The sequence below is a fragment of the Halalkalicoccus paucihalophilus genome (genome assembly GCF_001593955.1).
In the GTDB taxonomy this organism is placed as follows: Archaea; Halobacteriota; Halobacteria; order Halobacteriales; family Halalkalicoccaceae; genus Halalkalicoccus; species Halalkalicoccus paucihalophilus.
In genome coordinates this window covers 1-18,052 of the sequence record NZ_LTAZ01000007.1, presented here as the reverse complement: position 1 = coordinate 18,052, position 18,052 = coordinate 1, and the positions used below count along the sequence as shown (strand labels likewise).

The following is an 18,052-nucleotide window of genomic DNA, read 5'->3' as shown; positions in this document are numbered from 1 at the left end:
GACGACTCAGAAGTACAGCTCCTCGATCCGGTCGGCGGTGCGAAGGGCCAGTGCCTGCCCGGTGTGGGTCGGGTTGGGGCTGCCCCCGCCGTTGGCCATGGCGCTGTGGTCTCCGATGAACAGTCGATCGACGTCGTAGGCCTCGCAGTTATCATCGACGACCTTCCCCTGGGCCATCGAGCTCTGCATGTGCAAGAGTAGCGGCGGCCAGTCCGACCGATGGACGTGGTTCGCCCCGGCACTACTGAGGATCTCGCCGGCGATCCCGGCGAGTTCGTCGCGTTTGGCGTCGTCGTCGGGATGGGGCTCCCACTCGACCTGTGGCACCGGGCCGTGTTCGTCGGCGAACACCGGATCGGCCTCGACACCGTTGTTCTGGCGCGGGAGGTCGTCGGTGATGACGAGGATTGACAGCGTCCGTTCATAGTCGGCCATTCGCTCCTTGAGCTCCTCGTCAACGATCCGTCCTCGGGAGTCCCACGGGGCGTCGTCATCGACGACGGTATCGAAGTTGTAGCCGGCCTGGCTGAACGAGTAGTTAGCAAAGGCCGTCAAGCCCGGACTCGTCCCGATGAGTTCGAGCCCACCTAGCCCCGGACTGTCGAACCGTGCCGCCGAGTTCTGCCCGACGTACGGTCGAACGGTGTCCGAGCCGATCGCGTCTTGGATATCTTCTTCGTCGAAAGTGCCGACGACCCAGTCGAACCAGTGGGTGGTCAGTCCCTTGCCGACCCAGTCGTTCTGGGGCAATCCGGAGTTCAACCAGAGGCGGGGCGTCTCGATACAGCCACCAGCCATCACAATCACGTCGCCGGTGATCGTATCGGTCTTGCCGGACCATGTATCCCGAATGTCCACGCCAGTCGCAGTGGGTTTATCAGTCCCAAGTAGCCCGCTTTCGGTGTTGACGTTCGTTACGTAGGTGTTCGGCCGGATAGTGACGTTACCCGTATCGAGCGCACGGGGCACCCACCCGACGTTGCTCGACTTGCGGGCCTTCTCCCGGACCGGCGCGTCGAGCGGGAGCGATCCGCCCTGGAAGTGGTGGCCCGACAGCGTCGAGCCCTCGATATCGGGATAGCTGAAGTTCCCGTCGTAGTTGCCCGCCAGTCGCTCGTCGGGATGGGCGATCGCGTTGGGCTGGGGGCGATACCCCTCTTCGGTGACGTTCTTCTGATCGAGCAGGTCATAGCCAGCCTGCTCGGCGCCGTAGTAGTAGAGGTCTTCTTTCTCGGTTGTTGGCGCCGGCAACACCGGGAGCTCTTCTTCCATGAGCTGGTAGTAGGGGACGAGATCGTCGTAGTCGATCTCCCAGTGGTCCTGCTCTTCAAACGCATGGGGATACGAGCGCGGGTGGTTGCCGAAGTAATGTAGCGTCGTCCCGCCGACCCCGGCGACCTGCCAGATGAACATGTTCTGGGGCTGGTTGCGGAACCACGGGGCCCGATCGCGGTCGGCCGGCCCCACGCGGAGCTTCCCCGAGACGGGATCGTTCATCGATTGTTCTCGCCGGTGGAGCTGTTCGTCCATTAGCGAGCCGTCGAGGTCCGCCGGGTCGTCGCTCTGCGTCGCGCCGGGCTTTTCGTGGGGGGTTGGCCACTGGTCGTTGCCGTGCCAGGGTCCCGCTTCGATCACCAGTACGTTGAGGCCGTGCCGTCCGAGTCGCCACGCGAGAGCGGGGCCGTCCCCGCCCGCACCGATGACGACGACATCGTGGTCGGACATGATCAGTACTCGTTCTCCTTGAAACCGTCCTCGCCGAAGTCGAAGACGCCGTCGCCCGGGAACTCGCGCAACTCGGCGTAGCCAGCAGCCGGGCCCGGGTAGTCCGTCTGTTCGTGACTCTGTACACCGCCTTCGAAGATACGTTGGGTCGGCGGATCGGTCTTCGTCTCGCCGTAGCCCGACCACTCGCTATAGTAGCCGAACTGGGCGAACCCGTTGACGCCGAAGACGACGAACTTGAGAAAGCCCACGTGGACGATGAGGTCCTCGAGGATCTCGTCGGCGATATCGATGAGGCCACCGTCGACCATCGATTCGATTGCTCGGAGGCGGTCACGCGGTGCGAGGCGCGTAAATATCCCGCCTGCAGGGTACTCCGGGTTTACACTGGGTGATTCCTCATTCATGCCACGGGCGAGAAACTCCGCGGCGACGATATCGAACACGACCGCGGTGACTTCCGAGTAGGGATAGGTCGGAAACTCGAGGTCGTACACCTCGCTTTCGACCGATTTGGCGAGCTCGAAGGTCCCATCCGAGACGCCGACGGCCAGCTCCTGTAGCGGACCCAGGTCGAGTTCGACGTCCCCGAAATCGACGGCCCCGACGAGGGCGTCGACATCGAGCACGCCGAGCGTCGCATCGCTGAGTACGTCAGTCAGCCCCCCGAGGAGACTGTCGGAATCCTCGAGCAGATCCTCGACGTTGATGAGCGTGCTCCCTGCGGTGGACGACGCTCCGAGTTGGATCTCTTGGAAGTTGTTAAACGACCAGATCAGATACTCGTCGAGGTCGATCGCCAACCCACCGGCCCGGTGTTCATCGCCGCGTTCGGCGGCTAGTTCGGGCGTTTCGGGGACGACTGCCTCGACGATCGAACGATACGTGTCTTTCGTGTGGGGATCGGTCGTCGCTCCGCGCTCGATCTGGCCGGCCGCCGTCCCGACTGAGGCGGTTCCGACCGCCCCTGCAGCGGCGAACCCGGCCATCGCCCGAATCACCGGCCGTCTCTGTATCCCCGTTCCGTCCTCCTTGGGTCGTTTCATCTGACGATGACTGATAACAATTAGCAGAGTTAGTGAATTATCCCGAATCAATTCGGCTTATTAAATATTATATCAAATAATAATGTTAATAAACAAACACTGTGTCGATACGTCGGATCCGGGTTTGATCCGTCGACGACCTGGAGCCAGAGCCTCTCAATCGATCGGTGCGCACCGGCGGCTGTCAGTGAGGGCTGACGACATGACTGGTCGTCGTCCCTGTCGGGACAGCTCGGTTCGACGCGACCTCTGGGGGAAACGAGTCGGAAAGGGACTACTGAGAGCGTTATCTCTAATGGAGGCGTAGCGAGTGGTATGCCGACTGTTCGGACGAACGACATCGAAACGTACTACGAGCGACGGGGCTCCGGTCGCCCCATCGTCTTCGTTCACGGGGCGATCCTCGATCACAGCCAGTGGACGGCCCAGATAGACGCCCTGAGCGACGACTACACGACGATCGCCTACGACGTCCGGGGGCACGGACGGACCGGTGGGTCGGCGAGAACCGCGTACTCGATCGGGTTGTTCGTGGACGATCTCGACGCGCTCGTTACCGTGTTGGATCTCGACCGGCCCGTCCTCTGTGGGCTCTCGATGGGTGGGTGTATCGCGCAGGTGTACGCCGCCAGGCATCCGGATCGATTGGCCGGCCTCGTGCTCGCCGATACGTTCACCCCTGAACTGCTGACGCGAAGCGAGTGGATCCAGCGGTCGCTCCTGTTGCGAGCTACCGTCCCGCCGGTTCGACTCGTCGGCTACGAGCGCGTGGAGAAAGCGCTGGTGTGGCTCCAAGAACGGCTCTCGGGATCGGGCGTCAGCGGCGACTATGGGGAGATCGAGCGCCTCCGGGCCGAAGGACCGCGCATGGAGACCGAGGAATTCGCCAAGGTGATCCGGGCGGTCGCGAGGTTCCACGAGACGATACTCGACCTCCCCTCGATCACGGTGCCAACGCTCGTGTTGTACGGGGAAAACGAGCCGCCGTTCATCCGTCGGCACGTATCGAAGCTGGGTATCGAACTGTCGGACGTCTCGATCCGCGCGGTTCCGGATGCAGGCCATGCCTCCAACCTCGACAACCCCGTGTTCTTCACGCAGGCGCTACGGGAGTTCGTCGACGATATCGGCTTTTGAGCGTCGGTAGTCCACAGAACGGACACTGACAACCCCTCTCAAGCCCGTCTCGATCACCGGCCTTCGAGAACCACGTCCCCTTCAGTTCGAAAGCTGCTAACCGTATAAGAACTCCCGACCGGCCGTATATGATACCTTCATCGTCGTTCACGAACTACTCGACTGTGGATTTCGGAGCGGCTCTGTCTGCAGGCCGAACGGGAGGTGGCGAGAGTCACTCACGGGATCCGGGGACGACAATGGTATCAAATCACGCGCGAAACGAGATCGAAGATCACCTCGGCCATGTGCCGAGTTGGATCGATAGCCTCGCGGAACCGGCGAGCGATCACAGCTGGGGGCTCGTCCGGGACCTCGAGTTCGGGGAGACCGAACTGACCGCCCGGGAGAAGGCGCTCATCGGCGTCGGGGTAGCCGCTGCGATCAAGTGTCCGTACTGTACTGACTTCCACAAGGCGGAAGCCCGGATGGAGGACGTCACGGACGAGGAACTCGCCGAGGCCGTCAACCTCGCCAGTAACACGCAGTACTTCTCGACGGTGCTGCATGGATCGGAGGTCGACATCGAGGAGTTCACCGCCGAGACGGCCGAGATCGTCGAGTACATCGAGAATCAACGGGCCGCTCCGGCCGGTGCCGACTGACCGGACCACGACCATCCTCGATCCTTCTATCCGTTTATGCGCCCGTCTCATCAGAATCGACATCCGCCTGCCGAGCGTTGCGTTTGCGGTTGAGGATCGTTGGTTGGTGATGATAGTGGTACGACCCGACGGTCGGTACGCTTCCGATCCGCGTTGGAATCAGTCGTCGGCTGACGCTTTGAGATCGGGCTGGGGACCAAGCGGTTCCTTCGGCTTGATCGGCGAGCCCTCGCTGAGACCGCGCTCGGCGAGCGCCATACTACCCAGCACCTCGATGATCAGACGGTTCACGAACTCGGAGATGATGCTGGCGTTGTAAGTGTTCGTGTTGTTCACGCGTACTGGGGACGACCTCGACGATGTCAAATCCGAAGTGCTCAGGATCGAGCTGGGGGACGGCATCCCGGACCATCCTGATGGCTTCACAGGGGACGAGTCCGTCCGGTACTGGGACAGTAGGCCGGCTTCATGACCTCAATGTTGAAGGAGATCCACACCGCGTCGGTACTGTCGGTCGCGCGCTTGACGGCGTCAGCGATGATGTCGCTCAGGTCGTACTCGGCGACTCCATGACGGTGGACCAATTCATGCCCATGACGATCCTCGGACCGGCCGCGGGAACACGAGTGGCCGTTGTGGCGGCGACACTACACCGCTTTTGGCCCGAGAGCCGACTTATCAGTCCATGTCCCGATCTATAGGGCCTTCCCTTCGAGTTCTCTTCGGTTTCTCGAATCGTTAGATTCGTAACGATGGAGGTGAAATCAGAACTGAATGCCGACCCATCGCCGCCGCCGATTTATCCACGGGCAGACGGCCTGGATGCTCGCGTCGGTCCTCGCGCTCGCGCTGCTCGAGGCGCTTACCGTTGAGCTCTTTTTCGTTCTCTCGCTGATCGGCTTCCTCGTCGTCACCGAACTGACCGCACCGTTTGCCGTCACTCCGCGCTGGCGGAAACGCCTCAAGTGGATCATCGCGCTCGGCCTGCTCGCTTTCGGCGTCATCGTCGTTCGGCGGATCCTCGAGATCCTCCCCTCGGGGGTGCTGTAGATGCCCCGCTTCCAGGACTGGTCGTACCCGCGACTGTTGCTGTACGCGTTGGCACTTGCGCTCGGGATCGGACTGGTCATCGGGGCGAGTACCTCCGGTGTGGCCTTTGGCACTTATACCCACTCCTGGGAGGGGACCTCGGAGCTTCGATCAGAGGCACAGGCCGTGGGTGTCGAGACGATTGTCGTGACTGATACAACCGAGTACGAGGATGTCGAGGCCAACGGCACCGTCGCGATCGCGATCGCTGCCGAGGGCTCCTACGGCCCCGAGGACCGCGCGCGCCTCAATGACTTCGTCAGGCGCGGGGGCACGCTGGTCATTGCCGACGATATCGGACAGACGAACCAACTCCTCCAGGAACTGGGTGCGAGCACTCGTATCGACGGCGCTCTGTTGCGTGACGAACGTGAGTACTACCGCTCGCCGGCTCTGCCCGTCGCGACCGAGACGTCCAACCATCCCTACGTCAACGACAGCGATTCATTTACGCTGAACTACGGGACGGCGCTCGAACCCAACGGTGCCGAGGTGTTGGTCACCTCCTCGGAGTACGCGTATCTCGACACCACTTCTAACGGGGCGTTCGACGAGAACGAGACGCTCGGTCCTCGGCCAGTTATGACGACCGAGTCCGTCGGGCAGGGTGAGCTCGTCGTGATCAGCGACTCGAGCGCGCTGATCAACGCCATGCTCGAACGCCCCGGCAATCGGGCGTTCGTCAGTGCGCTGTTCGACGCCCACGATCGGGTGCTGATCGATCAATCTCGATCCGACGGGCTGCCGCCGCTCGCAATCGCGCTGCTGGCGCTTCGTGAGTCCGCCGTTCTGCAACTGGCACTCGTTGCAGGTCTCGTCGGTGCGATTGCATTCGTGGACACGCGACCGGGCTGGATACAGGGAATCGGACGCCGATTCGGCCAGTCCGCACGTCCCGACCGCGCCGACCCAGATCTCGAGGCGTCCGACCTGCGGGCGATCCTCACTGCCCAGTATCCTGACTGGGATTCGGATCGACGTGAACGTATCATACAAACAATTATGAATGGTCGGAAAAAAGGTGGCGATAATGACTGACCCCGCCACGGTGTACGAGCGTCTCCGCGAGGAGATGGGGACCGTGCTCATCGGTAACGAGGCGATCATCGAACAGTTGACGGTCGCGCTGTTGTCGAACGGGCACGTCCTGCTGGAGGGCGTTCCGGGGGTCGCGAAGACGACAATGGCGAACCTCTTTGCCCGTGCCTCGGGCCTTGAGTACAACCGGATCCAGATGACGCCCGACGTCCTGCCGGCCGACGTGACGGGCACCCACGTCTATCACGACCAGACCGGCGAGTTCTCGCTCCAGCGGGGCCCGATCTTCGCGAACTTCGTCGTCGCCGACGAGATCAACCGCGCGACGCCTAAAACACAGAGTGCGCTCTTGGAAGCGATGCAGGAGCGGACCGCCACGATCGAGGGCCAGACGCTCGACCTCCCGGAGCCGTTCATCGTGGTCGCGACCCAGAACCCCATCGAGATGGAGGGGACTTTCGAGCTTCCCGAAGCCCAGCGCGACCGCTTCTTGTTCAGACTCACCGTCGACCTCCCGAACCGCGAGGACGAATCGGCGCTGCTCGATCGGTTCGATTCGGCGCCAGGGTTGGGCCCCGAGGCGATCGAGCAGGTCGTCAGTCCGGCACAGATCCTTGAAGCTCGGCAGGTTGCCTCGGCTGTCCACGTCGACGAGCGCGTCAAGGGTTACATTCTGGATCTCGTCGATGCGACGCGGAATCACGGCGACATCGCTCACGGGACATCCCCGCGGGCGTCGCTCGCATTGCTCGACGCCGCGAAAGCCCGCGCGGCGATCCACGGACGGGACTATGCCATCCCCGACGACGTTAAAACCCTCGTACGACCGACCTTCACCCACCGGCTCGTGCTCTCGACCGACGCCGAACTCGGTGGCGTTACGGCCGATGAGGCCCTCGAGGAGATCATGGCAACGGTCCAGCCGCCGGGCAGCGATGCCGAACGCGAGCGCGAGAGTGCGGTTTCGGACGGTGGCGCGACGAGAATGAGCGAGTAAGGGAGCGGCCGTTAGCCTGTGTCGTCACCGACGCAAGCAGCAATGGCGATACGGGTACCCTCCGAACCCATCTCGAGGAGACCCTCGATCAGCCCGTGTGGTGGATCCCCGACGAAATCAAGGAAGTCCGGACCATTCCGAAAACCACGACCGGAAAGTTTGAGAAGCAGGCGTTGCGAACGCGGCTCGATCCGACCGGACTTGACGATGAGGACTGAGCTGTACATTTGTCCCCTCGCTGGTCAAAACGACAGGTATGGCTACGCCACGAACGCAATTCCTACACGAGCGGGAACACCGAGGAGACAAGGAGCGTCGTGAGCAGCCCCGACACCGAGATGATCGTCGTGAGGACGGTCCACGTTTTGAGGGTTTCTGCCTGCGTGAGCCCCCCGATCTCCTTGACGAGCCAGAAGCCCGAGTCGTTGTACCAGGAGAAGATGTTGCCGCCGGCCCCGATAGCCATGACCAGGTACGCCGGATGGACCGCGAGTTGGCCGACGAGCGGGGCCATGATTCCGGCCGAGGTCAACATCGCGGCGGTTGCCGACCCCTGTGCGATCCGTACGATCGCCGCGATGAGCCACGCCGTGACCAACAGTCCAATGCCGACCTCCGCCAGAGCGCTTCCGAGGTACTCCCCGATTCCCGACGCCGCGAGCATCGCCCCGAAGGCACCACCGGCGGCCGTGATCGCGGCGATGTTGCCACCGCTTTTCAGCGCTTCCGTCAACTCCTCGCTCCACTCGGTCTGCGTCAGCGCGTTGTGTCTGTAGAACGAATACGCGGCGACGACGGCGGCGATCATCAGCGCAACGTTCTTGTTGCCCAGAACGACGACCACCGGCTCGATCGTTCCCAGTGAGGGATACAGGCCCTGGGCGGTATCCACGATAGTGAACGAACCGATGAGGCCGACAGCGACGAGGATGGGCGCGAGCGACTCGAGCATCCCGGGGAGCGTGCTGGTCGGGCGGTCGGCGACCTCCTGGAGTTCGTCGGTCGTCGTCGACATGGTGTCGCGCAGCGGGATGTCGAGACGAGTGTTGATCCACCGGCCGTAGACGAGTCCGGCGAGGACGGCCGCCGGTACGGCGGTCACCACGCCTATGAGGATCGTCACGCCCAGATTACTGCCGATCTCCGCTGCGACCGCGAGCGGCCCCGGTGTCGGCGGGACGAACACGTGAGCGCTCGCCGCACCTGCCCCGACGACCACGATGAACAGCGTGTAATCCCGCCCGACGCGAGCGCGCATCGATCGAGCGAGTGGGGCCATCAGATAGAACACGCTGTCGAAGAACACCGGTACTGCGAGGACGGAGCTACTCCCGAGCAGCGCGATATCGGAGTTTTCCTCCCCCAGAACGTTCTGGAACCCGCGCACGACCCGCTGTGCGGCGCCACTCTCCAGCATGGACTTGCCGATAACGGCCGCGGCGAGGATCGGAATACCGATGCCCGCCATGTTGGACCCGAACGCCTCCGCGACCGCCGTTCCGGCTTCGGCCGGCGTGAACTCCGGGACGAACACGGCATTGACCACCCCGACGGAGAACGCAGCGAGGATTAGCCCCATGAACGCGGGAAAGTCGAGCCAGACGAGCAGTGCGATAACGACGAAAAGCCCGAACAGAAACGTTACTAACGGGCTCTGTGAGAACGCGGTAGCCTGTAGCGGTAGTACCATACGAGTTCTGGATCTCTAGCCGGCGTTTAAAAATCAGTCTATTTCTAATCGCTGTATTTAAAATATTATAATCAAAAATAATCCACTCAGTCATTTATATCACCATATACTATCTATTCGACGAGATTTTATCCGTTCGCACACGTACTCGTATACATGGATCGAGCACTCGTCGTTGCCGAACCGACGGAAGACGCAAAGGAACTCGTTCGAGAGGCCGGATCGCTCGCCGAAGGGGTCGACTCGGATATCGTCCTGATTCACGCGACGACCGACGAGGAGTACGCCGGCCGAAGACAGGCGATGGCCTCGATCGCGAGTCCGGCGGACTCCTATACCGCCGACGACGCCCGCGAAGGCGCAGCACAGTTCGCCCGTGATATCGCCGAGGAGGTCCTGACGGCATTCGACGTTCGGTACGAAACAGCCGGCTTCGTCGGGAACAAAGGCGATGTGACTTTAGAGGCTGCCGAGGAGTACGACTGTGATCACGTGTTCCTCTCGGGCCGCAAGCGATCACCGACGGGCAAAGCCCTCTTTCGAGACACCACCCAACGGGTCCTCCTGGAGCACGATGGGCCGGTCACCGTCGTGACGACCTGAAACCGGGGCGGTCCGTCGGACTCGCCGTTCGGGTTCTTCGGACAGGGTCGCGGACGGACGCTCACAGTGGTTGCCTTTCTCATTCCTGATCCCGCATTCGCCGTCGTCTCGTGGTGGCGCTCGCGATTCCCATTTACGGTAGGACGGGCGGGTCGTCATCGACCGTGATCACTGCAGGTCCATCCTCTCGAACCGCGCGTATCCCACTCCGAGCGGGACGACGACCCACAGGACGAGGACGACGAGTCCGACCCAGTTTTGCAGGTAGAGTGCGTCGGACTCGGGAAACAGCGTGAGCGCGTGAAACTCGGGGATCAGTGCTCTCGCGGCGTAGCCCGACGCCGTCGCCGGGTTGAGGAGTCCGACGAACTGGATCCACTCGGGTAGTCCGCTCTCGGGGAGTTCTTGCCCGACGGAAACGAACTGTAGCAGTACCAAAAAGACGTCCCAGAACAGCAAGAAAAGCATGTAGAGTCCGACCGCAACCCCGAACGCGGTCTTTCTAGATTTCATGAACGCCGACGCTCCGATCCCGATCGCGATGTACACCGCCCCGTAGAGAAGGGTCAAGAGCGTATAGAGGGCGAATATATCGGGCGAGAACGAGTCAGTGGTGAGTATCGAAACGCCGGCGGCGGTGGCGTAGCCAACCAGTATCGCGACGGTGATCACGGCGGTTCTGCCGAGGAACTTCCCGGCCACGACATCGCCTCGCGTGTGAGGCAATCCAAGCAGGAACTTGAGACTCCCGCGTTCCCGTTCCCCACCGATAGCGTTGTAGCCGAGCCCGAGCCCAATCAGGGGAACGAAAAACACCGCCGACTGCTGCATGCTGTTCATTAGTGCCATGGTGCTTCTCGGGAGTTCGCTGCCTGCGTATACGTTGGGAACGTGCTGGATGGCAGCGAGAAAGCCTGCCCACAGAACGAACGTCAGGCTCATCACGAGCAGCGTGTTCGAACGAACCGTATCGAGGAATTCTTTCTTAGAGAGGACGAGCAGGCTCACACGGAGTCACCACTTAGATGGAATTTTTCAGGATGCGATATAAATCCACTCTATACTGGTCCTGTTGTCTACCCAGTGAACCCTCCATTCGATCAACGGGAACATAGACGTCTCAGTGTCACTTTTCTCGCGTAAAGATCTACGCAGTTATCCACCGAGGAGTATCGTCGTAACTGACGCACTCACCATCCCGGCCGCGCCGACGACGGTGAGTATCGCCATCGCCCGACGCGTGTCGGCGGCGCTCCAGTCACGGTCGAGCATGGCGTGCATGCCCGCAAGCGACTCGCCGAGCAGGAGTGTGCCGGCCCAGACGGTCAAGCCGAAACCGAAAACGAGCGCGGCGAGCGAGAACGCGAGTTCGGGTTCGGGGTCGTCTTCACCGTCTTCCGTCCCGGCCGTCTCGTTGTCGGACGGTCGTCCGGACCCCGTCGAACCGTTCGAACTATCATCGGAGCACAATTGGCCGAGACAGCCCGTGAGAGAGGCACTTGTAACAATTAAGACACTAGTCAGCTTCAATACTTATTTACAGTCAATGATATAGAGACAACACTCCTATATCAAATATTTATCTGGATAATTTTAATTAAAATTAATATTAATATACATTAATTGAAGTTCATTCTGAATAGAATACGGTGGCCTTTCGGTACGTTCGACACGGATATCGGTTATTATCATGATCGGATACAGTCTCTGTCACGGTTGACTCTCCAGTGACACTCACGAAAACTCGAGAGGAGCGTCGGCTGTTGAGATAGTTCGTCTGCTCCGGTACTAGTGGGATCGCGTTCTGGCACGATACCACAGGACTCCATTAAGCGCGAGACCGGGCAGAAACAGCGCCCACGTCGCCCACACCGACTGGTACCACAGCACGTCGATAAGGACGATCGGGCCGTCGTATATCGGCCAGAACGGCTCGATACGCGTCGAAACGTCCGGTGCGGAAAGCATGTCCGCAAAGAGGTGCGAGAGGCCGGTAACGAACACGACAATAAAGCCGATTGTTGTCGCTCGCTTTTCGGCCTCCCGTGAGAACCACGTCGTCCCCCCAAGCAGTCTACTCACGACGAGCCCCCAGAGCGGCCCGATGATCGCCGCGAAGACCACTACTACGAGAACGGTATGAAACACGCCGTGGTGATGGATACCCACCACGTGGTTCGAGATCACCAGATCCACGTCGGGGAGCATTCCAAACCAGAACCCGGTAAAAACGGTCGCCAGCGCAGCTTTCGGCCGATCAGTGAAGAACCACACGGGCGCAAGCCAGATGAGCGCCATTCCGAGATGACCCAATACATCAACCATACACCTCGCTATCGTTCTACCTATATTATCTATTTGCATGATATGATGTGATATGATATAATATCAACTCCTACAGGTGATGCGCCTGATTTCATGCGGATCTCCGATCACCTAACGGGACGTTCGCATCGCCCGTAGGAGCTTCCACGAGGAACCACCGCCTGCTGGCATGGTCCTCTCTCGAAGTTTCTGCTGGCGTAGGGCCTTGCTCCGACCCTCTGGCAGACCTGCGCTATGTAGTCTCTATTGCCACTTCCCTGTTTAAGGTAATCTAATATCGAATATATCTTTGTATATTTAGACGGGCGTAAACGTAGGTGACCACGATCGGATAAAGGGGCGGGCCCGACGTGACGCAAGTATATGAAATACAGCGGGGCAGTCGTCGGCGGGGATTGCTTGAGGGCTGTACCGGCAAGAACGAATTTGAACCGTTGATTCGGGGATGATGACGGATCTGGTGAGAGCGCGTGCTCGGTGATGATGGGGCCGGTCGGGACCGTCGAGTTTGACTCAGTCCCCGGGACATGGTTTCCATAGACGGGTGATTACGCGGACATGAGCGTCGCGGCCAAAGTGAGGGGCTCTCGGCTATCGGCGCCCGCGCTCGCTTCGGCCCCTATCTATACGACGAACTACCGAACGTCTCCGTTGACAAGGCGAACTTACCAAATTCTACCAGGACGACACTAGAAGGAGATCTACTACGAACCAGATGTCGAGGTTCACGTTATCGATCCGGATTTCATGGTAAACCGCCTTCAGTGGACCCAAAACGACGTCGCTGAGATCGAAGAAACGTCACACCCTTCTTCGGGAACTCGATCTTCTTACGGGTGTACGACTGGCACGACTACGCTGATTATTCAAGGGTTCTCTGTGATGGTGATATACGTGTGGTTCGGGTGAATGCCTCGACATCCTCATGAAAGCACTTATCAACAATTACCCCATCAGCGCCAGCAGCCAGTACATCTGTTGCTTTCTGTGCGGAATCGATTCCTCCACTATAGAGTAGTGCAGTATCTTCAAAATAGGTGGCAGCTGCTACGGTATCTGCCGTCCCTCCAAATCGTTCTGCATAATCTACATAGAATACAGGAAAATCATAGAGGATTTCGGTTGCGAGTGCCGCTCCCCGAACCTGTGCTACCGAGAGTGGCTCAGAAACTCCAGCGATAGTTGCTGCTTTCGAATTTATGTTCTGGATTACATAACCTACTGGGACAAGCTTTTCGACCACATCCATAACCGAGATATCTTGCCCAAGCAGTCCTTCAAGATCCGAACCGAGTTGTGAAAGCATCCGCACGTGATTGCCGACGAAATGATCGCGATCACCATTAAAAACCACCGGCACGATGATCCAATCAACGTTGGCAGTCGTCTCACTCGAAATTTGGACTGGTGCATAGGGTTCTTGAACGAGTGGGAGGTCTGGAAACGATTCTCTTATTTGCTGGATGGTTGTCTCTGTATCCGCCCGTGTGACGCCATCAGAACCGCCAATAATCACTAAATCCGTGTCTTCTAAGACCCCAATATCTGTCGGAAACGACTTTGCAGGATCGATTTTAGTTATATGGTTAGTCGTCTTCCAATTAATATTCATGTGATCTTGTTTATTCTGTAGCATATTATATATTGCTGAGTAGTAATTTCCTAAGAATATTAAATTACCAATATAGAACATTTATTGACGACGAAATCATATTTGTCTCTTCAGTCAAAAACTCCATTCTATTCTTTCAATAGCTAACAGGAGGAGGCCCATTCATGATATATAATTGATTAAAAATCAGTAGAGTAACTCCAGTTCCAAATCCAGATAGAGGGTAATCGAATGTAGGATCTAGCTTTCTGCTGTGTTCAATATCTGTCTTTTTGCCAATAAAATCATATTATTGTTCTCGCAACGATGAGTGCGCCAAGTAATGCGAGAAAAGTTAATAATATTACATTTAGCACCATCTTAGCTGGGTTCAATAGCCCGTGATTCCGTGAGGGTGCATTAGGTTTGAGTATAGAACAGGTTTATTTTACCTAACTAATCTAGAAAAAGATTTAATAGATAATAAGGAATAGAAATGTGGTGGTAAGTCATAAGCGATTTAACGCCAAGTGGTCAGCTATTCAGAACAACATATTGCTACTCTGGGATGATCGCCCTATCTTGGCTCCACAACCCTTCCAGAAACACGACACTCTGTCACCGGTTTGTCAGGCGGCCTGCCTCCACTATCGCCAGAGTGACTTGCTGATTAACCAACGATCTCATCAGAGCTTTCTTTCGAACCATGAGTCTTGATGACATTGAAGTCCCCGCTGATGCACCAGGACCACCTGATGAGATACTTTCCCAGAATTATCAAGGTCGCCTCGTCATCTACGATACCCGTAATGGCGGCTGGGAATCACGCTTGACGATTCGATTGGATGATCCCTATATCGTATTGGACGTCAATCGTTATCGTTGATTTTCTTCTAATCGAGATAACTCTATACTTCTATTTTTTATAGCAATCATCTCTTTCATATCTATTATCCATTGTATATGATCGGATTCTTAATACCCTCTGACTAATACTGGCTGTGACACTTCACTTGGATGATGATGCCTCGTCTTACCAGCCGATCAATCGACGAGTGCTCTGTAAGATGATGAGCACGGGGGTGCTCGGAACGGTAGCTGGCTGTTTAACCCATAGCAGTGATGAGTCGGGCAATAGTTCTCCCCTGGACTTCCAAGTGAAGACTCTGATGGTGATAACGAAAAGGACATCTATGAACCACTTGGAACTGATGTTGCGACATTCCAGACTGTCAATCAGTGGTCGACACACGGTAATGTGAGTATTGAGACGTACTACGAGTCGGGGGCAATTGCACGTATTAGCGGCAATCCCGGATCGATCGAGATGACTATTGACCCGAATTTCGATCTCTCGATGCGGGATATTTCGATTGTCGCCCGGATTGATCAGCCTCAACGGACGAATCTCCGTATGAGACTTACCGATACCGATGGCGAGACGCTATCACTCGTGAGTGAATATCATCGAGATCTTCATCCCACTGGATGGCTCACGTTTACGTTATCCGTTGCGGAGGCTGAGGCAGATCTCTCGTCGATCGAGAATATTCTCATCAGTCTTGATGGCGGTGATAAAGCGCCATTGTATTGGCTTGACGACCTCCGATTTCCACAACGGACCAGTAATACGGCCCAGTTCTCGTTCACATTTGACGATAATACACGAGATGTGTACGAGACTTTTTACCCAATTATGAGAGAATTTGGTTCCTCTGGCTCAGACGCAATAATTACTGACCAAATTGGCGAATCTGGACGCCTCACACTTACGAAAATAGACGAGCTCGCTGAAGCTGGCTGGAGCATTGACAATCACACTCACGGCTTATCAACGTTACATGGCCTATCTAAAGCCGATCAGCGGGACACGATTGGGACGGCGAACGAAATCTTGCGCGATCAGGGGTTTGATCCGAAGTCGATCATGTATCCTGGTGGGCAATGCGATCGAGCGACACTTGAAGTAGCTGCCGAGAATAACCAATATGGATTTCTTGCATTCACAAGCCCATATAAGGGGATAGCTCCCTCGGTTACCCTGTAGGAGTCACCACGGTTCATTAATCGTTCACGGCCCTCTATATTTGAGGAAGGAAAAGTAATGATTGACCGGGCTATCGACTACGGAGCAGCATATACCGCCTACTGGCATACTGCGGGGCCTGATAGAGAGATCACAGAACATGATTTTCGAGCGATCTGCGAGTACATAGCCCAACGTGAACGTCACGATGAGATCGAAGTTATTCTTCCACATGAAATCGGTTAGTCCGCTGCCCTGTTCGACTCCCATAACGCATCTACATCCGATCCTTCGAAGTCAGATGTCTTCTTATTTAATCGATACTAAGCGAAGCGCTATCCTTCTCATGTCTGATTTTCGTCTTGTATACGGTCTTCATCTGGCCCCCAACGGCCGTGAGTAGCTGGTGCCCATTCATCGGGAATTTTGCGATCAGTGTTTTTAGGACACATTGCTTGGTGGCCATATACCGCCTGTCTGGTCAGAAATTTCTTCCCACATAGTGCACACTCCGCCATAACAAACATTTACTTCGCCTTGGAGATTGTTAACTTTGTTATTAGCGTCTCTTATTACCAACAGACATAAATTACTTCTGAGGAATAAAATCACTGACAATTAATGAAAATATTAGATATTAAATAGAATTTATAATTTGAATAATAGTTTAATTATATATTTTGTTCTGATCTTGATCGTTTCGAACCGACTGTTCAGAGTTATTAGGACACATTGATCGATGACCGTACTCGGCGCAAGCTGTGAGAAACACCTTCCCACACTGATTACATTCGTACATGGCCGTCATATACCATTATAATTTCTTAGTATTTATACTTTGGTTAAGAATAATGTTACTGCAAATTATAACTTCTTCGTAGTATCTAATAGATAATTGAGATACTGGATGACCATGAGTCATCCAGTGCGACGACTATTCTGCACTTATCGTTACTATATCAATTGAATAGAAAACGACCGCGGACATTGATTGAGACCGTGTGAGTCGGTCACTTCCTACCAAAGATTTATTTAGAATTGTATCGTGTTGGTATATAATTCAGTAATGGGGAATTTCGAAGATGACTACAGTTCTGACAACATTAATAGTGTGAGTATAGAAGTGGTTGAACAGCTCGCTGCTGCAGAGAACACCGATCCCCGTGATTTCCCACCTCTTTTTCCTATAATCGATCTCGAAGCCCTTGATAGATTGATTGAATCAGGACCATCTAACGTCATGGTTTGCTTTTCAATTGATGGACACGAGATTACGGTGACTGGTGATGGGACGGTTGAACTCACCTCGTCACTGTTGTAAGTCATCGGTCGGGGTCGGTCGATTTCTGTCTGTAATCGTTCAGTATTTCATGGCAGTTGACTTTGGACAACAGGATCTTCCCACTTTTTGGTTGTTGCTAACAGATCTTGTAACTCCTCATGGTATTCTATCAACACAATTTTCTCTCTTTCCGAATCATAGTTAATAACGCCTATATCGACGAGTTTTGGGAGATCGACATGATGGAGTCGTGTCGATATTCCTCCTTCTGTTATGTCTTCATCGACCCCTTCACCGAGAGTACAGAGCTCTATAACTAGCTCATCAATCGTGGTTGCCTTTTGTTCTATCAATAGATGGAGAATCCATCGTCGGTAGTGCGATGTCAGCACTCGTAGCACATTGTCAAGCTCTGTGTCTTTAATTGTGTTTGTCATTATTTCCCTCCTTTTATTCGAGCGGTCGAAGGGCGATGCGCAACCCCCGCCGACGCTCCGCATCCACCAACGGCTTGCCCGCCAATGGCGCATCCAAATTCACCGGCGCACCCACCCCCGGCTCGTGTGGCTCACCTACCCCGTACTGATTGTTCGCGAACGTCCAATCCACCCACTCAGTACCCACGTTCACCTGCCGATACGGCACCGGCTCATACCCCTCGTTGGCGACGTTCGCCACCGGCTCCGCCCCATCGATCTCATGCATGAACCGGTTGTTCTCCGTTACATACTCGTCTTCCGGATACCCCCGGAACACGATCGCTTGGGCGTTCTGCCCATCGATATTGTGCGTGAACGCAAACGTACACCGCCGGACTTCCACCCGATCACCCGCCGTCAAATTCCCTTCATCCCCGTTC

Annotated in this window: 19 protein-coding genes and 2 pseudogenes; 9 read left to right on the top strand and 12 right to left on the bottom strand. The window is 56.5% G+C overall.

The window, feature by feature from the left end; genetic code table 11:
- Window positions 1-6 precede the first annotated feature (6 nt).
- Window positions 7-1,725, bottom strand: coding sequence for a GMC family oxidoreductase N-terminal domain-containing protein (locus tag HAPAU_RS12885; RefSeq protein WP_066383390.1), 1,719 nt, complete (start codon window positions 1,723-1,725; stop codon window positions 7-9).
- 2 nt (window positions 1,726-1,727) lie between these two features.
- The gene (locus tag HAPAU_RS12880) at window positions 1,728-2,771 is read right to left on the bottom strand and encodes a hypothetical protein (RefSeq protein ID WP_066383387.1); all 1,044 of its coding nucleotides are present in this window, start codon (window positions 2,769-2,771) and stop codon (window positions 1,728-1,730) included.
- 315 nt (window positions 2,772-3,086) lie between these two features.
- Here HAPAU_RS12880 and HAPAU_RS12875 point away from each other — a divergent pair, with 315 nt between their 5' ends.
- Both HAPAU_RS12875 and HAPAU_RS12870 read left to right on the top strand, forming a co-directional pair.
- Window positions 3,087-3,908, top strand: coding sequence for an alpha/beta fold hydrolase (locus tag HAPAU_RS12875; RefSeq protein WP_066383385.1), 822 nt, complete (start codon window positions 3,087-3,089; stop codon window positions 3,906-3,908).
- A gap of 239 nt (window positions 3,909-4,147) precedes the next feature.
- On the top strand, window positions 4,148-4,552 hold the full coding sequence (locus HAPAU_RS12870) for a carboxymuconolactone decarboxylase family protein (protein WP_066383384.1): 405 nt from the start codon (window positions 4,148-4,150) through the stop codon (window positions 4,550-4,552).
- A 159-nt stretch (window positions 4,553-4,711) separates the two neighbouring features.
- On the opposite strand, the gene HAPAU_RS22315 is transcribed toward HAPAU_RS12870, so the two are convergent.
- Window positions 4,712-4,888 (bottom strand): hypothetical protein, encoded by a 177-nt coding sequence (locus tag HAPAU_RS22315; protein ID WP_157078466.1) that lies wholly within the window; start codon window positions 4,886-4,888, stop codon window positions 4,712-4,714.
- Window positions 4,889-4,974: 86 nt separating this feature from the next.
- Entirely contained in the window at window positions 4,975-5,136 is a 162-nt protein-coding gene (locus tag HAPAU_RS22310) for an arginase family protein (RefSeq protein WP_245634103.1), read from the bottom strand.
- Between the two features lie 190 nt (window positions 5,137-5,326).
- Between HAPAU_RS22310 and HAPAU_RS12860 the strand changes: the two genes are divergently transcribed.
- From HAPAU_RS12860 to HAPAU_RS12850, 3 genes are read left to right on the top strand one after another with little or no spacing between them, the layout of a single operon-like run.
- Window positions 5,327-5,602 (top strand): hypothetical protein, encoded by a 276-nt coding sequence (locus HAPAU_RS12860; RefSeq protein WP_066383383.1) that lies wholly within the window; start codon window positions 5,327-5,329, stop codon window positions 5,600-5,602.
- On the top strand, window positions 5,603-6,679 hold the full coding sequence (locus tag HAPAU_RS12855; RefSeq protein WP_066383376.1) for a DUF4350 domain-containing protein: 1,077 nt from the start codon (window positions 5,603-5,605) through the stop codon (window positions 6,677-6,679). It begins immediately after the preceding gene.
- On the top strand, window positions 6,672-7,676 hold the full coding sequence (locus tag HAPAU_RS12850) for an AAA family ATPase (RefSeq protein ID WP_066383374.1): 1,005 nt from the start codon (window positions 6,672-6,674) through the stop codon (window positions 7,674-7,676). The genes HAPAU_RS12855 and HAPAU_RS12850 overlap by 8 nt, the downstream gene beginning before the upstream one ends.
- A gap of 11 nt (window positions 7,677-7,687) precedes the next feature.
- On the opposite strand, the gene HAPAU_RS20960 is transcribed toward HAPAU_RS12850, so the two are convergent.
- Together HAPAU_RS20960 and HAPAU_RS12845 are read right to left on the bottom strand one after the other, a co-directional pair.
- Entirely contained in the window at window positions 7,688-7,903 is a 216-nt protein-coding gene (locus HAPAU_RS20960) for a hypothetical protein (protein WP_157078465.1), read from the bottom strand.
- Between the two features lie 53 nt (window positions 7,904-7,956).
- On the bottom strand, window positions 7,957-9,366 hold the full coding sequence (locus HAPAU_RS12845) for a GntP family permease (protein ID WP_066383372.1): 1,410 nt from the start codon (window positions 9,364-9,366) through the stop codon (window positions 7,957-7,959).
- Between the two features lie 156 nt (window positions 9,367-9,522).
- Between HAPAU_RS12845 and HAPAU_RS12840 the strand changes: the two genes are divergently transcribed.
- On the top strand, window positions 9,523-9,969 hold the full coding sequence (locus HAPAU_RS12840; RefSeq protein WP_066383370.1) for a universal stress protein: 447 nt from the start codon (window positions 9,523-9,525) through the stop codon (window positions 9,967-9,969).
- Between the two features lie 168 nt (window positions 9,970-10,137).
- Here HAPAU_RS12840 and HAPAU_RS12835 read toward each other — a convergent pair whose 3' ends face one another.
- The 3 genes from HAPAU_RS12835 to HAPAU_RS12825 all read right to left on the bottom strand — a co-directional run bounded on the left by HAPAU_RS12835 (window position 10,138) and on the right by HAPAU_RS12825 (window position 12,294).
- Entirely contained in the window at window positions 10,138-10,977 is an 840-nt protein-coding gene (locus HAPAU_RS12835) for an ABC transporter permease subunit (protein WP_066383368.1), read from the bottom strand.
- Window positions 10,978-11,124: 147 nt separating this feature from the next.
- Window positions 11,125-11,439, bottom strand: coding sequence for a DUF7268 family protein (locus tag HAPAU_RS12830; protein ID WP_245634102.1), 315 nt, complete (start codon window positions 11,437-11,439; stop codon window positions 11,125-11,127).
- A 318-nt stretch (window positions 11,440-11,757) separates the two neighbouring features.
- Window positions 11,758-12,294 (bottom strand): metal-dependent hydrolase, encoded by a 537-nt coding sequence (locus HAPAU_RS12825; RefSeq protein WP_066383365.1) that lies wholly within the window; start codon window positions 12,292-12,294, stop codon window positions 11,758-11,760.
- Between the two features lie 363 nt (window positions 12,295-12,657).
- On the opposite strand from HAPAU_RS12825, the pseudogene HAPAU_RS23230 reads away from it, so the two are divergent.
- Window positions 12,658-13,163, top strand: a pseudogene (locus HAPAU_RS23230) (ABC transporter substrate-binding protein); the annotation flags it as partial.
- Here the strand turns inward: HAPAU_RS23230 and HAPAU_RS19730 are convergent.
- Window positions 13,157-13,987, bottom strand: a complete 831-nt coding sequence (locus tag HAPAU_RS19730; protein WP_245634101.1) for a heptaprenylglyceryl phosphate synthase — start codon at window positions 13,985-13,987, stop codon at window positions 13,157-13,159. The pseudogene HAPAU_RS23230 and the gene HAPAU_RS19730 sit on opposite strands and share 7 nt — an antisense overlap.
- 1,156 nt (window positions 13,988-15,143) lie before the next feature.
- On the opposite strand from HAPAU_RS19730, the gene HAPAU_RS12820 reads away from it, so the two are divergent.
- Together HAPAU_RS12820 and HAPAU_RS20950 are read left to right on the top strand one after the other, a co-directional pair.
- A complete protein-coding gene (locus tag HAPAU_RS12820; protein WP_157078463.1) occupies window positions 15,144-15,932 on the top strand; it encodes a polysaccharide deacetylase family protein in 789 nt (262 codons plus the stop codon).
- A 1,045-nt stretch (window positions 15,933-16,977) separates the two neighbouring features.
- A complete protein-coding gene (locus HAPAU_RS20950) occupies window positions 16,978-17,232 on the top strand; it encodes a HalOD1 output domain-containing protein (RefSeq protein ID WP_157078462.1) in 255 nt (84 codons plus the stop codon).
- Between the two features lie 47 nt (window positions 17,233-17,279).
- Here HAPAU_RS20950 and HAPAU_RS20945 read toward each other — a convergent pair whose 3' ends face one another.
- Window positions 17,280-17,630 carry a DUF7344 domain-containing protein gene (locus tag HAPAU_RS20945; RefSeq protein WP_157078461.1) on the bottom strand — a complete coding sequence of 117 codons (351 nt, stop codon included), beginning with the start codon at window positions 17,628-17,630 and terminating at the stop codon, window positions 17,280-17,282.
- A gap of 13 nt (window positions 17,631-17,643) precedes the next feature.
- Window positions 17,644-18,052: pseudogene (locus tag HAPAU_RS12810) on the bottom strand (hypothetical protein); the annotation flags it as partial.

Bases quoted from the DNA above. Each gene is read 5' to 3' on its own strand.
- HAPAU_RS12880 (WP_066383387.1), bottom strand. From the start codon at position 2,771: ATGAAACGACCCAAGGAGGACGGAACGGGGATACAGAGACGGCCGGTG.
- HAPAU_RS12825 (WP_066383365.1), bottom strand. From the start codon at position 12,294: ATGGTTGATGTATTGGGTCATCTCGGAATGGCGCTCATCTGGCTTGCG.
- HAPAU_RS12840 (WP_066383370.1), top strand. From the start codon at position 9,523: ATGGATCGAGCACTCGTCGTTGCCGAACCGACGGAAGACGCAAAGGAA.
- HAPAU_RS20945 (WP_157078461.1), bottom strand. From the start codon at position 17,630: ATGACAAACACAATTAAAGACACAGAGCTTGACAATGTGCTACGAGTG.
- HAPAU_RS12845 (WP_066383372.1), bottom strand. From the start codon at position 9,366: ATGGTACTACCGCTACAGGCTACCGCGTTCTCACAGAGCCCGTTAGTA.
- HAPAU_RS12870 (WP_066383384.1), top strand. From the start codon at position 4,148: ATGGTATCAAATCACGCGCGAAACGAGATCGAAGATCACCTCGGCCAT.
- HAPAU_RS20950 (WP_157078462.1), top strand. From the start codon at position 16,978: ATGGGGAATTTCGAAGATGACTACAGTTCTGACAACATTAATAGTGTG.
- HAPAU_RS12885 (WP_066383390.1), bottom strand. From the start codon at position 1,725: ATGTCCGACCACGATGTCGTCGTCATCGGTGCGGGCGGGGACGGCCCC.
- HAPAU_RS19730 (WP_245634101.1), bottom strand. From the start codon at position 13,987: ATGTTCTATATTGGTAATTTAATATTCTTAGGAAATTACTACTCAGCA.
- HAPAU_RS20960 (WP_157078465.1), bottom strand. From the start codon at position 7,903: ATGTACAGCTCAGTCCTCATCGTCAAGTCCGGTCGGATCGAGCCGCGT.
- HAPAU_RS12875 (WP_066383385.1), top strand. From the start codon at position 3,087: ATGCCGACTGTTCGGACGAACGACATCGAAACGTACTACGAGCGACGG.
- HAPAU_RS12855 (WP_066383376.1), top strand. From the start codon at position 5,603: ATGCCCCGCTTCCAGGACTGGTCGTACCCGCGACTGTTGCTGTACGCG.
- HAPAU_RS12850 (WP_066383374.1), top strand. From the start codon at position 6,672: ATGACTGACCCCGCCACGGTGTACGAGCGTCTCCGCGAGGAGATGGGG.
- HAPAU_RS12860 (WP_066383383.1), top strand. From the start codon at position 5,327: ATGCCGACCCATCGCCGCCGCCGATTTATCCACGGGCAGACGGCCTGG.